This is a genomic window from Nostoc sp. FACHB-888, from assembly GCF_014696655.1.
GTDB lineage: Bacteria > Cyanobacteriota > Cyanobacteriia > Cyanobacteriales > Nostocaceae > Nostoc.
Genome location: NZ_JACJQM010000106.1, coordinates 1 through 15,937 on the forward strand (window position 1 = coordinate 1; position 15,937 = coordinate 15,937).

The window sequence follows — 15,937 nt, forward strand, 5'->3', positions numbered from 1 at the left end:
CCTGAACAATTTTTGTGCGAAAGCTAGATTTAGCAAGCTATTCCAAATAAATTTTGTACAACTTATTTTTACATGATGCCTAACCCTTTTAAGGTGACTTCTAAAATCTGTTTTTTCTCTCTGCTCTCTTTGTGTCTCTGCGGTTTAAAAGTAATTTATTTAACCTTATTAGGCGTAGAGAACACAGAGTAAAGAGATTAAATATGCAGCCTTGATGTGGAACAGCTTATACCAATTTGAAAAAAGAATGCGACAAATAGAGCATCTGTAGAGAGGCGATTCATCGCGTCTTTACCAAGGATGTGTTGCAATCATTAATTGAATTGGTATTAGTTTGTGTTGGCTCTAACGTTCTAGAGTGTTTGTAATCTGGAGTACAGAACCTACTATCACTTATGAGTATCAACTTTGGACGCGAAATTTGTGGTGTTCTCGATTTGGCCGCAGGGCGAGAATGGTTGGTAACTAATGGCATCGGTGGTTATGCTTCAGGGACAGTATCAGGTATACTTACACGTCGCTATCACGGATTACTCGTGGCAGCATTGAAGCCACCACTGATGAGAACTCTGTTACTAGCTAAGTTAGATGAAACAGTTTTGTATGACGGAGGCAATTATCCCCTTGGAGCCAGCCGTTGGGCTGGTGGAGCCGTTAATCCAGATGGCTATCAGCACATTGAATCCTTCGAGTTAGAAGGCACAATACCAACATGGCGATTTGCTTGTGCGGATGCTTTATTGGAAAAACGTATATGGATGCAACCCGGCAGCAATACCACATATCTTCAATATTACCTGCGTCGTGCCACTCAACCACTGATGCTAAAGCTGAAAGCACTGGTAAATTATCGGAATTATCACGGTAGCACACATGCACGAGGCTGGCAGATGAACGTTGATGCTATTGAACATGGTGTCCGTGTTACTGCTTTTGGGGAAGCTGTGCCATTGTATCTATTAAGCGATCGCGGTCAGGCTTCACCTGCCCACGAGTGGTACTATGAATTTGACTTAGCCAGAGAACGCGATCGCGGACTCGACGATCGCGAAGATCATCTACATGCAGCCACCTTTGACGCTACCCTCCAGCCCGGTGAATCACTCACTTTTGTTGCCAGCACCGAGGTCCATCCAAAGTTAGATGGCCAAGTAGCCTTAAAGTTACCTCGCTCCCTTGAGCAAAAGCTGCTGGGATTCTGGAAACAAAGCCGTGTACATGCCAAAGCAGATCCAGACTGGGTGTCTCAGCTAGTCCTCGCTGCCGACCAATTCATTGTCAGTCGCCCATTGCCTGATGAACCCAACGGCAAAACAATCATTGCTGGTTATCATTGGTTCGGTGACTGGGGGCGAGATACAATGATTAGTTTACCTGGTTTAACAATCTCGGTCGGTCGTCCAGAGCTTGCACGCCCTATTTTACGTACTTTTGCCCGCTACGTAGACCAAGGTATGTTACCTAACCGCTTTCCCGATGTCGGTGAAGCACCAGAATATAATACAGTAGATGCAACCCTCTGGTACTTTGAAGCGATTCGCGCTTACTATGCGGCAACAAAAGACGACGACTTGTTAAGTGAACTCTTTCCTGTGCTAGCAGACATTGTTGATTGGCATCGTCAAGGAACGCGTTACAACATTCACCTAGACCCGAATGATGGTCTACTTTATGCAGGTGAGACAGGTGTGCAACTCACCTGGATGGACGCCAAAATTGGTGATTGGGTGGTTACGCCACGCATTGGCAAACCCATAGAAGTTAATGCCCTGTGGTGTAATGCTTTGGGAACTATGGCAAACTTTGCACGAAAGCTGGGTAAGCCCTACCAAGAATACAAGCAGATGCAAGAGCTTGCAAATACAGGATTTCAGCGCTTCTGGAACGATGCAGTTGGTTACTGCTACGATGTTCTAGATGGGCCTGAGGGACATGATGAATCGTTGCGACCAAACCAGATATTCGCTGTGTCATTACCAGAAAGCCCCCTGACTCCAGTTCAGCAACGGGGTGTGGTGGAATCTTGTGCGCGATCGCTTCTCACCTCCCACGGTTTACGCAGTCTTGACCCCAACCATCCGCAATATCAAGGTCACTACGGTGGAGATCAGTTTCAGCGAGATAGTGTTTATCATCAAGGAACGGTTTGGGGCTGGCTGATTGGGCCATTTGTTTTAGCCCACCTACGTGTTTTCAACGATCCAGTACAAGCTCGGAGTCTACTTGAGCCAATGGCTAATCATCTATGCGCTCACGGCGTAGGTAGTCTCAGTGAGATTTTTGATGGTAATGAGCCACTCACCCCACGAGGTTGTATTGCTCAAGCCTGGACGGTAGCAGAAGTGCTTCGCGCCTGGATAGCAACAGAACCTACCGCAGAGAATTCTGAATTTTAAGTTTTGCATTCATCCAAAATCAGCATAAAGAGTATTGTTTGAGCCACTTAAAACAACCTTGTGCTAAAGATTTTTAATCCAAAATCCTAAATCGCTATGACCCAAGAAGAAGCAAGATTAGCAGCAGACCGCGATCGCACAGCCTACTGGAAACGATGGGGTTCCTACCTGAGCGAGCGCCAGTGGGGAACGGTGCGGGAAGACTATAGCCCTGATAATACCGCCTGGGATTTCTTTCCTCACGACCATGCCCGCTCCCGCGCCTATCGCTGGGGAGAAGATGGAATTGGGGGAATTTCTGATAATCATCAGCGACTATGTTTTGCGATCGCTCTCTGGAATGGTGAAGATGCAATCCTCAAAGAGAGACTTTTCGGCCTCACAGGGAATGAGGGAAATCACGGGGAAGATGTTAAAGAATACTACTTCTACCTGGATAACACCCCGACTCATTCCTACATGAAATATCTTTATAAATATCCCCAAGCTGCTTTTCCATACAGTCAGCTAGTAGAAGAAAATCACCGCAGAGATCGCCAAAGACCAGAGTTTGAATTAATCGACACAGGTATATTTGACCAAGACCACTATTTTGATGTATTCGTTGAGTATGCTAAGGCTTCACCCGACGACATCTTAATTGAAATCAGTGTGATTAACCGAGGCCCAGAAGCAAAAACGCTGCATTTGTTACCAACGCTTTGGTTCCGTAACACCTGGTCTTGGACTGGTAATCAAGAAGAAAAGCCGTGGTTAAAAATTAGCCAATCTAACTCTGACCTCAGCACCATCGAAGCTTATCACCCTTCTTTAGCAACTCGATGGCTGTATTGTAATGAAACTCCAGAACTACTTTTTACAGAAAATGAAACTAATAATCAAAGATTATTTGGGGTCAGCAATGCTTCACAATACGTTAAAGATGGCATAAATAATTATGTAGTGAATGAGCAAAAAACGGCTGTCAACCCCAATCAGATTGGTACTAAGTTTGCTGCTCGTTACGAATTACACGTCGGTGCAGGCGAAACCAAGACAGTACGATTGCGGTTAAGTGACGTGCAAAATTTAACTGCACCATTCGGGACTGAATTTGATACAGTTTGGCAACAGCGCCAGTACGAGGCGGATGAATTTTATCAGCGAATATGTCCGTTGCCGATGTTAGAAGACAGGCGTAATGTGCAGCGACAAGCATTTGCTGGCATGTTGTGGAGCAAACAATTTTACTACTATGTAGCCGACCAATGGCTAAAAGGCGATCCGACTGGCCCTCGACCGCCAGCATCACGGCTCAATGGCAGAAACCATGAATGGTTTCATTTATTTAACGACGATGTAATCTCCATGCCCGATAAATGGGAATACCCTTGGTTTGCGGCTTGGGATTTAGCTTTTCATGTAATTCCGCTCGCCATGATTGACCCGGATTTTGCCAAGCTGCAACTGAGCCGCTTGACACGGGAGTGGTATATGCATCCTAACGGTCAACTACCTGCTTATGAATGGGCTTTTGGTGATGTGAATCCGCCGGTTCATGCTTGGGCAGCATGGCAAGTTTATCAGATTGAGCAAAAAATCTATGGTCGTGCGGATAAAAAATTTCTGGAGAGTGTCTTTCAAAAATTACTGCTGAACTTTACTTGGTGGGTTAACCGGAAAGATTTCGAGGGCAAAAATATCTTTCAGGGTGGCTTTTTAGGTATGGATAATATTGGTGTCTTCGATCGCAGTGTTCAACTACCAACTGGTGGATATTTGCAACAAGCAGATGGCACAAGTTGGATGGCGATGTATTCTCTGAATATGCTGACGATCGCCCTAGAGTTAGCCAAAGAAAATTCTACCTACGAAGACATTGCCAGCAAGTTTTTTGAGCATTTTTTATACATTGCTGATGCCATGAACGGCGTTGGTGAAGCTGAAATCGCGCTATGGGATGAAACTGATGGCTTTTACTACGATGCTCTACATTTACCTGATAGTCATCAATTCCCAATGAAAGTGCGATCGCTAGTAGGGCTAATCCCATTATGTGCGGTGAGCATTTTAGAACCAGAGACCTTAGAGCAGCTCCCAGGTTTTAAAGAGCGGACGCAATGGTTTCTGAAAAATCGCCCTGATCTGACCCGAAATATTGCTTGTATGCAGAAACAAGGAATTGGTGAGCGTCGGTTGCTAGCGATTGCCTATCCAGATAAACTCCGTCGCATCTTAGAAAAAATGTTAGATGCAACAGAATTTTTCGGACCTTATGGTATTCGCTCTGTTTCTAAAGTTCATGCGTCTCATCCTTATGCTTTAACCGTAGATGGTCGAGAGTATCGAGTAGATTACGAACCTGCTGAATCTAGCACAGGAATGTTTGGCGGTAATTCCAACTGGCGCGGGCCAATTTGGTTTCCAATTAATTATCTACTGCTAGAATCCCTACAAAAATTCTATCGCTACTTCGGCGACGATTTCAAAGTTGAGTGTCCCACCGGTTCAGGTCAAATGATGACGCTTAAGGAAGTATCAATTGAATTAGCTCAAAGACTGATCCAAATTTTTCTGGCAGATGGTTCTGGTAGACGACCTTTTTATGGTGGAACAGAGAAATTCCAAACTGACCAGAATTGGCGCGACCTGATTCTGTTCAATGAATACTTTCATGGAGATAATGGCGCTGGTATTGGTGCTAGCCATCAAACTGGTTGGACAGGTTTAATCGCCAAATTAATCCAGCAATGTGCAGAACAAGTGTTATCAGATTAATTTGATAGTTTTGGGAAATCACTAATTTTTAAAATGCGTGATTTTTCCCAATTCATCAAAAGTATATACAAAAAAAATATTTTTTACAGTTTAATTCATTACACAATATTTTTTAAAAAATATGCAACTCATCCATATGTCTAAACTCATCAAAGGAGCGCTTTACTCCGCCTCGGTAATATTAGCATTCAGCATCGGCTCACGTTCTTACGCAGGCACTTTTATCGTCTCCGGTGATGCTAATATCGTGAATCCGTTGGTGGCTTCATCTAATCAACCGATAAATCCAGGAAATGTACAATTTTTTACTAATATCTTGGAAGGTGGAATCAATGTTATTGTACAAAGTACTAGTAGCGGGGATGATACTGCTGTAGAAGCTATTGAATCTGAAATTAATAGCTTCTACAACAGTCTTACTGGTGTAACATCTACAATTGTTAGCGATCTAATTACTCCCGCTGTACTTTCTAGTGCCGATTTATTTATCAGTCCTTTGCCAGATGATTCCTTCACTGATGCCGAGATTGCCTCTCTAGGAGATTTCTTGAAAAACAACGGGTCTATTTTCTTGCTAGGAGATAATAATAATTTTCAACAGGAAAACGCACGGATTAACGCAGCCCTGACGAGTTTAGGTAGCAGCATAAACATCCTCGACGCCGATATTTTTGATTCGGGCTTTAATACTGCCACAGGCTCACGGATTGCATCTAATCCATTGACTGCTGGTGTCAACGCCTTTACCTATGCAGCTGCATCTGAAGTAGCCGGCGGTACAAGCTTATTCTTGGGTCTGACTAGACAAACTTTCTTAAGTGTTGAGAATACTACTCAAGTTCCTGAGCCGAGTGCTATTGGTGGTGTACTAGCAATAGGTAGCATAGGCTGGTTGATGAAGCGTAAGCTTAAAACTTCTAAAAAAGCTTAAGCTAAACCACATCCAATACGGTTCAGTTAAGCCCAAAAAATAAAAATGTGTAGTTGCAGGATTTGTTGGGTTTCGTTCCTCAACCCAACCTACAAATATTCTTAACCGAATCGTATTAGTACAATCCAAAAAGGGAGCAACGCGAAAAAATGGTATTAATAAACAGCAAGTAAAGATTAATGATTAATTAAATCCGGTGATGGATTATTAATTTACCAAAGCAGATAAAACTTGATTATAACTTGTAAAAACTTCTCATTTACCTTCTACATTGTATATAAAGCCTGGATGCGTTAGCCTGAGCTAACGCGTCCTAAAATTTAAATATTGTAAATAGTTAAAAATGTTATTAATTATTTATTATCAAAATAATACAAACCTCATCCAAAAGTTAAACCCTTGTAACTATATTAATCATTCATTAAAATTAATTTGTATAAACTACTTAACAGGCAATTAAATTACCGAAATGAGTAGATTTAAATTTTTCACTCCAGTTAAATGTATAAGGACAGAGAGAAAGAATGACTTTAACTACAGATAGATATCAGATTGAACTAGAAATACCTGATTACCAATTAGAATCGGGATGTTCACACCCTTTCGGTGCGATACCAGACAAAGATGGAGTAAACTTTTCCATCTTTTCAGAACATGCTACCTCTGTCGAACTCTTGCTGTTTGATCGTGATGATGCTCCGCAGCCAAGACAAATTATTCAGTTAAACCCAAAATTCAATAAAACCTTCCACTTTTGGCATGTCTATGTCAGAGGGTTAAAACCGGGCGCTCACTACGCTTATCGAGTTAATGGGAATCCTGATTTACACGGAGCAGGACACCGCTTTAATAAAAATAAGGTACTGCTTGACCCTTATGCTAGAGGAAACACCAACACTCTTTGGCAGCGCAACGATGCTTTAGGGTCAAAAGACAACCTGACTACATCTATGCGTAGTGTAGTTATTGATACATCTAATTATGACTGGGAAGGCGATCGCCCGCTTAACCGCCCAATGAGCGACACCGTAATTTATGAGGTACACGTTGGGGGATTTACCAAGTCGCCTTCTTCAGGCTGCAAACACCCAGGCACTTTTTCTGCAATTATCGAGAAAATTCCTTACCTGAAAGAGTTAGGAATCACAGCTGTTGAACTGCTGCCAATATTTGACTTTGACGAAAAGAACCTTCTCCGAGAAGTCAACGGTAAAGAACTAAAAGACTACTGGGGATACAACCCCCACAGTTACTTTGCTCCTGAAGCTTCATATTGTGCTTTCCCTGATGTCGGAAATCATATCAGAGAGTTTCGAGATTTGGTCAAGGCTTTACACAAAGAAGGAATTGAAGTCATTCTAGATGTAGTCTTTAACCACACCGACGAAGGCAACCATGAAGGCCCAACCATCAGCTTTAAAGGTCTTTTTAATGATATTTTTTATCACCTAGTGCCTTGGGATAAGCAGTACTACATGGACTACTCCGGGTGTGGCAATACCGTCAATTGCAACCATCCCATAGTAGAAAAGTTAATTGTAGATTGCCTGGAATTTTGGGTGAAAGAGATGCATGTTGATGGTTTCCGCTTTGATGAAGCCTCCATCTTATCTCGCAGCCAAGACGGGGTACCAATGAGCCATCCGCCGGTGATTTGGCACATTGAAACATCCGAAACACTAGCTGATACCAAAATCATTGCTGAGGCTTGGGATGCTGGTGGGCTTTATCAAATTGGCGATTTCCCTGGATATCGTTGGGCAGAGTGGAACGGACGTTTTCGAGATGACATCCGGCGCTTTGTCAAAGGAGATGCAGGAATGGTTGGGGCAGTTGCTTGGCGCATTGCTGGAAGTTCTGACCTTTACCAATCGAGCAGACATTTACCAATTAACAGCATCAACTTCATTAGCTGTCATGATGGATTTACCCTCAATGATTTAGTTTCATACAACCACAAGCACAATGACGCGAATGGTGAAAACAATCGGGATGGCATCAATGACAATTTAAGTTGGAATTGTGGGGTTGAAGGAGAAACTGACAATCCCCAAATTGATGCATTACGTCGGCGACAGATTAAGAATTTTGCAGCCATTCTCATGCTCTCTCAAGGTGTGCCAATGGTTGTGGCTGGTGATGAAGTCAGACGTACTCAAAAGGGTAACAACAACGCTTACTGCCAAGATAACGAAATTAGTTGGTTAGATTGGAATCTTGCAGAGAAGAATGCTGATATTTTCAGGTTCTTCAAACTAATGATTAATTTCCGCAAGTGCTACTGCCATTCTGCTTTACGCCGTAGTAATTTTTTCACTGGTGAAGTTAACGAGCGTGGTTTAGCAGACATTGCTTGGCATGGCTGCAAGTTATTCAAACCAGGTTGGCACGACTCTCATGCGAGAGTTATTGCATTTACTCTTGGCGGCTTTGAAGGAGAAGCAGATATTCATATCATGCTCAACATGTACTGGGAGGATCTAGAGTTTGAAATTCCTTCTATTAAAGATAGAAAATGGTACAGAGTCGTAGATACTGCTCTTCCTTCTCCGATAGATATTGCAGAGCCAGGGGAAGAAACTGTAGTTTCAGATAATGTCTATTCCGTTAAAGAGCGTAGCGTTGTTGTTCTAATTTCTAAATAGTTATCAGTTAATTAATTTTCAATTTGGAGTTAATTCAATGAGTAATGTAGGCTTTTCGTTTTCGGATTTGATTGCTGGGTATGTTACTGCTTTTGATTCAAGTAAGGGAGATTCTGGTACTTTTGATCTCAAAACGTCAGATGGCAGGAAATTTGAAGTAGCATTGACCTCAATGACCTATGCTGAACTAGTACGCAATTTAGATGAGCCTTTCTTTGATTGCACTAGCCAAATAAGTTCAATGCTCGTGCCAAATTGCTATCTTTTCGTGTATGGCATTTTTTATCCTGAAGCAGGTGATCATAAGTTTGAAGCTAAACACATAGTTTTTCTGGGTAGAACAGAAAACGAGTATCTTTTTGAAAAATCAGATTGGTGGGTCAAGCAGATACGAAGCCTTGGCGATTTTTACCTCAAAGCCCAGTTTGAAGATGGCGAAATTGATTATCGAAAATATCGCACTGGTCTCGGTTTAGTTGGTTCCAAAGAAGATAGTACTCGTCAGGAAACTGACACCATTTCTCGTTTAGTTTATGGTTTTGCCACAGCCTACATGATGACTGGAGACGATCGCTATCTTGAAGCTGCGGAAAAAGGTACTGAATACCTCCGCCAACACATGCGTTTTCTCGATGAAGGTGAAGGAATTTGCTATTGGTATCATGGTGTTGATGTCAAACCAGGTGGCAGCGAGCAGAAAATATTCTCCTCAGAATTTGGGGATGATTATGATGCTATTCCAGCTTATGAGCAAATTTATGCGCTGGCTGGTCCCACCCAAACCTATCGGATAACAGGCGATCCACGGATCATCAAAGATATCGAGTTGACGATTAATCTGTTTAACAAGTATTTCTTGGACAAGACAGAGAAAGGAGGATTTTTCTCCCACATCGATCCGATTACTCTCAGTCCCCACTCTCAGACTCTAGGCCACAATCGCGCCAAGAAGAACTGGAACTCTGTAGGCGATCATGCTCCAGCTTATTTGATCAATCTTTGGCTAGCGACTGGCAAAGAAGAATACGCAAACTTCCTGGAGTACACCTTCGACACCATTGAGAAGCGGTTCCCAGATTATGACCATAGCCCATTTGTTCAAGAACGTTTTTATGAGGACTGGACTCACGATACAACTTGGGGATGGCAGCAGAATCGAGCAGTTGTGGGTCATAACCTGAAAATTGCTTGGAACTTAATGCGGATGAACCACCTGAAACCAAAAGAAAACTATGTGACTTTGGCAGAAAAGATTGCAGAAATCATGCCAGCAGTCGGTAGCGACCAACAGCGTGGGGGGTGGTACGATGTAGTCGAACGCACCTTAAAACCAGGGCAAGAGGTACACCGCTTTGTCTGGCATAACCGGAAAGCTTGGTGGCAACAAGAACAAGCTATATTAGCTTACCTGATCTTGAATGGCTCACTTGATAAACCTGAGTATCAACGCCAAGCCCGTGAAGCGGCAGCTTTCTATAATGCTTGGTTCCTCGATTACGTGGCTGGGGGTATCTACTTTAATGTTCTGTCAAATGGGATTCCCTACTTGCTAGGAACGGAACGAGGCAAGGGGAGCCACTCAATGAGCGGTTATCACTCGTTTGAATTGGCCTACTTAGCTTGCGTTTATACGAATCTGCTGATTACTAAACAGCCAATGGATTTGTACTTTAAACCAAAACCAGGTGGCTTTAAGGACAACATTCTGCGAGTTGCACCAGATATCTTACCACCAGGCAGTGTGCGGATTGGCGATGTATGGATCAATGGGCAAAGATATGTCGATTTTGATGCTGCAAACCTAACAGTCAAACTGCCAGTTACTCAAGACGATCTGAAAGTTAGAGTCAGACTTCTTCCGACTCAAGTATCTTTCGACGCAACCCTGTTAGAAGTCAGTAATGGTATTGCCAAAATCTCCTTAACTGGGTTATTGGATGCTAATGGTGTGGTACATTTTCAGGAAGCGATCACTAAAGCTACAGCACAGCCAATCACTCGTCTGGTCTTACTACTACAAGACCTGGAATGTATTACTGCTGCTGGTCTACGGTCTCTGATTTTCGCTAAACAAAAACTGGGTTCTGATGTTGACCTCTACATGGTCGGCGCACCAGAGAACGTGAAACAATTCCTGATGATGAGTGCATTTTGCGACAGTGTAACCGTTTTGGATGAGTATGAAACTGTTCAGCTGGCAAGTGTGTAAAGTTGCGTTAAAAGACATTTTAGTAGTCCTAATTAGATAAAAGATACATAGTTCCAACAAGGAAACGGCGGTTTATCCAAAGCTATTAGGACTACGCTCAATACAGTTCGGTTAGGGAAAGTTATTTGTTAAAAGGAGTAAAGGGAGCAGGGAGAGCGGGGGGTGCTGGGAAAGAAAAACTTCCCCAGCACACTTAGTCTAACTTAGTCGATTTTTGTGATATTGTATACTAAATACCAGTTTTTATGGCTAGTTAAATAATTACAAACATCATTCCTAGAAAGGAGCAATTTTGGTTAATCCTGTACTACTTACTGTTGACGATGACCCCGGAGTTCTACGAGTAATAGAGCGAGATCTCCGACATGAGTATGGCAATCGCTTTCGGGTACTACGAGCCGACTCAGGTGCAAATGCTTTGAGAGTATTGCAACAGGTAAAATTACGTAACGAGACAGTTGCCCTTTGTGTGGTAGACCAGCGGATGCCACAAATGTCGGGCGTGCAGTTCCTTGAACAGGCTATGGAAATTTTCCCGTCTGCAAAACGAGTTTTGCTAACAGCTTATGCGGACACCGATGCTGCTATCTCTGCGATAAATACAGCAAAGATTGATTACTATCTTATGAAACCGTGGGAGCCGCCACAAGATCTTCTGTACCCAGTTCTTAGCGATTTATTAGACGATTGGGTTTCGTCATACCGACCACCCTTTGAAGGTATTCGCGTTATTGGCTCCCGTTGGTCGCCCAAGAGTCATCACATTAAGGACTTCTTGTCCCGCAATTATATGCCTTATCAGTGGTTGGACATTGAGGCAGAGGAAGAAGCGCGTCAGTGGGTTAGTTATGCTCAATGTAATACCACGCATTTGCCACTAGTAATATGCCCTGACGGTTCGTATCTCATACAGCCAACGCACGCCGAAATTGCTGAAAAAATCGGGTTGAAGATGCAGGCCAAAATGCCCTTTTACGACTTGGTGATCGTGGGGGCTGGCCCATCTGGTTTAGCAGCAGCAGTCTATGGAGCGTCTGAAGGCCTACGCACAGTATTGATTGAAAAAGAGGCTCCAGGGGGGCAAGCAGGGACGAGTTCCCGTATCGAGAACTATTTAGGCTTTCCCCAAGGAATTGCTGGATCGGAATTAGCTCGCCGCGCCGTTACTCAAGCTAAACGATTCGGGGTAGAGATTCTCTCGCCTCAAGAGGTAATTGACATTCGCTTGCAAGATTCTTGTCGCATCATCAAGCTGAAAGACGGGACAGAATTAAGCTGTTACGCATTGCTAATTGCCACAGGTGTCTCATATCGCAAGCTTGATGTGCCCGGCATTGAGAATGTGACTGGGGCCGGTGTATACTACGGTGCGGCAATGACGGAAGCACTTTCCTGCCAAAATGAAGATGTTTATGTAGTTGGCGGAGCTAACTCAGCCGGGCAGGCTGCGGTGTACATTTCTAAGTATGCTCGCCATGTGACTATGTTGGTACGCGGCAACTCACTGGCTACAAGTATGTCAAAGTACTTGATAGACCAAATCTTAGCAACAGACAATATCACAGTACAGTTTCAGTCCCACATCGTCGAGGCTCATGGCCAGAATAACTTAGAAGCAATTACGATCGCTAACACTAAAACCCACGAACAGGAAACCATTCCCACAAAGCTGCTGTTCATTTTAATTGGCGCAAAGCCACACACTGATTGGCTGTCTGGGATTGTGGAGAGAGACGAACAAGGGTTTATCTTAACCGGGCCAAGCTTGATAGCCAATAAACGATGTTCAAAGGCATGGAAACTGGATCGCCAACCCTTCCTGCTTGAATCCAGTGTACCAGGCATATTTGTGGCTGGAGATGTGCGTAACGGCTCTGTGAAGCGAGTTGCTTCTGGCGTTGGAGAGGGTGCGATCGCTATTCAGTTCATCCATCAATATCTAAGTAAGGTGTAATTATGTTAGATGCTTTGCGTCAAGTGTCACTTTTTGCACAATTGACAAATGAGCAATTGCAATGGTTATCTGAACACAGCTGCGAACTATGTCTGGTTTCGGGAGAATACATAGCCATTGAGGGAGAACCACTAGACTATTTCTATGTGCTGATAGAAGGCGAAATTGAGTTTACCAAAAAGGTCGGCAATGCAGAAAAACACGTAATGAGTTTTGGTGCTGGAACATATACAGGTCATGAGTTGATTCTATTAGATGCTCCTCACCATCTCGTCAACGTGCGTGCCGTGAAACCGAGCTATATGTTGAAATGGGACACAAATACTTTCTGGGAAATGCTGACAACCTGTCCGTCGATTACGCGTGACCTTTTAATCATGACGGCGCAACGGGTGCAAATGTTGGAATCTATGTCACAACACCACCAAAAGCTAATTGCACTCGGCACTTTAGCAGCTGGTCTAGCCCACGAGTTGAACAACCCAGCAACAGCCGTCGTCCGAGGTGGGAAGCACTTGCACAAAATCTTTCAACAATTGCCATACCTTGGACTCAAACTCAATCACCAGCAAATGACAAAAGAACAACTGTTGTTTCTTGACAACTTGCTGCACTCAGTAATTGTACGTGCCGAAACCCCCTGTGACTTAGAAGATTTACTAGCGCAGAGCGATCACGAGCAAGAGGTGACAGCCTGGCTGGATTTACACAACGTACCTGATGGCTGGAAAATTGTTTCTTCCTTAGTCCGGGGAGGACTGGATACTCAATGCCTGGATACCATTGTGGAGCATTTACCCCCAGAATCACTCACTGAAGTTCTAGCTTGGCTCGACGCCACACTCACAGGAATTGAGCTGTTGGACGAAATTGACCAAAGTTCGGGGCGCATTTCCGAACTGGTCAAAGCTATTAAAGAGTACTCCTATATGGATCAGGCTCCGATGCAGGAGGTGGATATACACCAGGGAGTTGAAAGTACGCTGACTATTCTTGGTCATAAGCTCAAGAGCGGTATTAGTTTAACACGCGATTATGACCAAAGCCTACCGCTAATCTCAGTGTATGGTAGCGAACTCAACCAGGTATGGACGAACCTGATTGACAATGCGATTGATGCAATGAGTGGACAAGGACAAATCAGGATTCGCACAGCACAAGAAAATAAGTGTGTGCTAGTAGAAATTGCCAACAACGGTCCAGCCATTCCGCCAGAGATCCAAGAGCGGATATTCGAGCCGTTCTTTACCACTAAGGGGGTGGGTCAGGGAACAGGTTTAGGTCTAGTCATTAGCTACCGAATTGTTGAAAAGCATAAAGGCGAGATCCGCTTGTTCTCCGAACTAGGAAACACCCGTTTTCAGGTTATTCTGCCCATATCTTTGGCCGAAACAATATCTGAATGCCATCAATGCCAATTTATACCATCTGATAATACAACGATGCAATTTATACACAGTTGATTAAGGAGTGTGTGGCAATACTAGTCTGCCAACCCAAAAATGCGCTTTTTCAGATTGGTTAAAGGTTAAAGGGGAAAGGATAAAACACCTTTACCCCGCCAAGTTACGAAAGCGAACTAATACTTGTCGGGTTTTGGGGAAAAGGGGAAGGGGGAAAGAAAAACCTTTACCCCGAACCCAATTTCTATGCTTGAAAATGCACAAAGCGAACAGTATTGGAGTGTGTGGGATGAATAAAAGGTTGAAATTTCCTGAATTACGTATTAGTGAAGGTAAGGAAGAAGAACGGCACGCAACGTGGTTGGAACTCTTTTTTGATCTATTTTTCGTGGTTGCGATTTCAGAGCTTGCTCACAATCTCAATCGGGATGTCTCACTATCGGGCTTCCTTGGCTTTTTGCTGCTCTTTGTGCCGATTTGGTGGTCTTGGATTGGCGCTACGTTCTACGCCAATCTATTTGATACTGATGATTTGGGACACCGACTCCTGACCGCCTTACAAATGCTTGCAGTGGCGGCACTAGCAGTGAACGTACACGACGGGTTGGGTAAAAGTTCAGTTGGTTTCGCTCTTTCCTACGCTGTTGTTCGGGTGTTGCTCGTCCTCGAGTTCTTACGTGCTGGAAAGCATATAGTTACAGCACGACCACTAACGACCCGAATCGTGAGCGGTTCTGGACTAGGGGCATTGGTTTGGCTGGTGTCGGCATTTGTACCGATGCCACTGCGATTTGGGTTTTGGATCTTGGCGCTGACAGTAGAATTTGGAATAGTATTGACAGCAGGAAAGTCTGTGCATGTGGAACTGGCTCCCCACGCTTCACACTTGCCTGAGCGTTTTGGCTTATTTACCTTAATTGTGTTAGGCGAGACAGTCTTAGCGGTAGTTAATGGTGTCGCACAGCAGCAGTGGAATTTCTCACTAGCATATACTGCCGTGTTTGGCTTGAGTATTGCTTTTAGTTTGTGGTGGCTGTATTTTGACAACCTTGGTGGTTCAGCAATCCAGGCTGCTCGTGCCTGCCGCCACATAAGAGCTTATCAAACTTGGGTCTATATGCACTTACCCTTGGTGATTGGTATTGCCGCTACCGGAGTTGGGGTGGAGCACGCCCTAACAAGTGATACAGATATGGTACTGCCGTCTGCTGAACGCTGGCTTATTTGCGCTAGCTTGGGGCTGTGTTTCTTTACCCTTGGAATTATCTATCTTACTGGTGTGAGCACTGACACCAGACTACGCTGCAAAGTCCGGGCGGGGTATCGCTTTGTGGCAGCAGCTATTATTCTGATTCTCGCTGTAGCTGGCGCGGGTTTGTCAGCTATGGAGTTGATTGGGCTTATAGCTGTGGTTGGTGCTGTTCAAATTATCCTCGAGCTGCGTCAGGTTACTAGTTCTTTATAAATGATTCCAAGAGATACTGTCGTCGGTTAGCTGGATGCCTAATACTTTGAACCTATCCCACTAATAATATTTGTGCTACAAAGCTTAAGCTTATTGAGAACTGAAAACGAAAAATTAAGGTTTTCAAGCACATTTTACGAAAAGGAGTAGGGATTTTTAGAATAGTGGGATAGGTTC

Annotated in this window: 8 protein-coding genes; all 8 read left to right on the top strand. The window is 43.8% G+C overall.

From position 1 onward, the window contains the following. The first annotated feature begins 395 nt into the window (after nt 1–395). The 8 genes from H6G26_RS31350 to H6G26_RS31385 all read left to right on the top strand — a co-directional run bounded on the left by H6G26_RS31350 (nt 396) and on the right by H6G26_RS31385 (nt 15,760). Entirely contained in the window at nt 396–2,396 is a 2,001-nt protein-coding gene (locus tag H6G26_RS31350; protein WP_190734517.1) for an amylo-alpha-1,6-glucosidase, read from the top strand. A gap of 96 nt (nt 2,397–2,492) precedes the next feature. Next, the gene (locus H6G26_RS31355; RefSeq protein ID WP_190734519.1) at nt 2,493–5,153 is read left to right on the top strand and encodes a glucosidase; all 2,661 of its coding nucleotides are present in this window, start codon (nt 2,493–2,495) and stop codon (nt 5,151–5,153) included. Nucleotides 5,154–5,289: 136 nt separating this feature from the next. Beyond that, entirely contained in the window at nt 5,290–6,084 is a 795-nt protein-coding gene (locus H6G26_RS31360) for a PEP-CTERM sorting domain-containing protein (RefSeq protein WP_190734529.1), read from the top strand. 524 nt (nt 6,085–6,608) lie between these two features. Further along, on the top strand, nt 6,609–8,729 hold the full coding sequence (gene glgX, locus H6G26_RS31365) for a glycogen debranching protein GlgX (RefSeq protein WP_190734531.1): 2,121 nt from the start codon (nt 6,609–6,611) through the stop codon (nt 8,727–8,729). A 37-nt stretch (nt 8,730–8,766) separates the two neighbouring features. After that, nucleotides 8,767–10,938, top strand: a complete 2,172-nt coding sequence (locus H6G26_RS31370) for an AGE family epimerase/isomerase (protein ID WP_190734534.1) — start codon at nt 8,767–8,769, stop codon at nt 10,936–10,938. A 292-nt stretch (nt 10,939–11,230) separates the two neighbouring features. After that, the gene (locus H6G26_RS31375) at nt 11,231–12,892 is read left to right on the top strand and encodes an FAD-dependent oxidoreductase (RefSeq protein WP_190734535.1); all 1,662 of its coding nucleotides are present in this window, start codon (nt 11,231–11,233) and stop codon (nt 12,890–12,892) included. Nucleotides 12,893–12,894: 2 nt separating this feature from the next. Then, nucleotides 12,895–14,355 (top strand): ATP-binding protein, encoded by a 1,461-nt coding sequence (locus tag H6G26_RS31380; protein ID WP_190734537.1) that lies wholly within the window; start codon nt 12,895–12,897, stop codon nt 14,353–14,355. Nucleotides 14,356–14,584: 229 nt separating this feature from the next. Further along, nucleotides 14,585–15,760 carry a low temperature requirement protein A gene (locus tag H6G26_RS31385; protein WP_190734539.1) on the top strand — a complete coding sequence of 392 codons (1,176 nt, stop codon included), beginning with the start codon at nt 14,585–14,587 and terminating at the stop codon, nt 15,758–15,760. The last annotated feature ends 177 nt before the right edge of the window (nt 15,761–15,937 follow it).

Coding starts and splice junctions, on each gene's coding strand:
- H6G26_RS31350 (WP_190734517.1), top strand. CDS start 396: ATGAGTATCAACTTTGGACGCGAAATTTGTGGTGTTCTCGATTTGGCC.
- H6G26_RS31355 (WP_190734519.1), top strand. CDS start 2,493: ATGACCCAAGAAGAAGCAAGATTAGCAGCAGACCGCGATCGCACAGCC.
- H6G26_RS31360 (WP_190734529.1), top strand. CDS start 5,290: ATGTCTAAACTCATCAAAGGAGCGCTTTACTCCGCCTCGGTAATATTA.
- glgX (WP_190734531.1), top strand. CDS start 6,609: ATGACTTTAACTACAGATAGATATCAGATTGAACTAGAAATACCTGAT.
- H6G26_RS31370 (WP_190734534.1), top strand. CDS start 8,767: ATGAGTAATGTAGGCTTTTCGTTTTCGGATTTGATTGCTGGGTATGTT.
- H6G26_RS31380 (WP_190734537.1), top strand. CDS start 12,895: ATGTTAGATGCTTTGCGTCAAGTGTCACTTTTTGCACAATTGACAAAT.
- H6G26_RS31385 (WP_190734539.1), top strand. CDS start 14,585: ATGAATAAAAGGTTGAAATTTCCTGAATTACGTATTAGTGAAGGTAAG.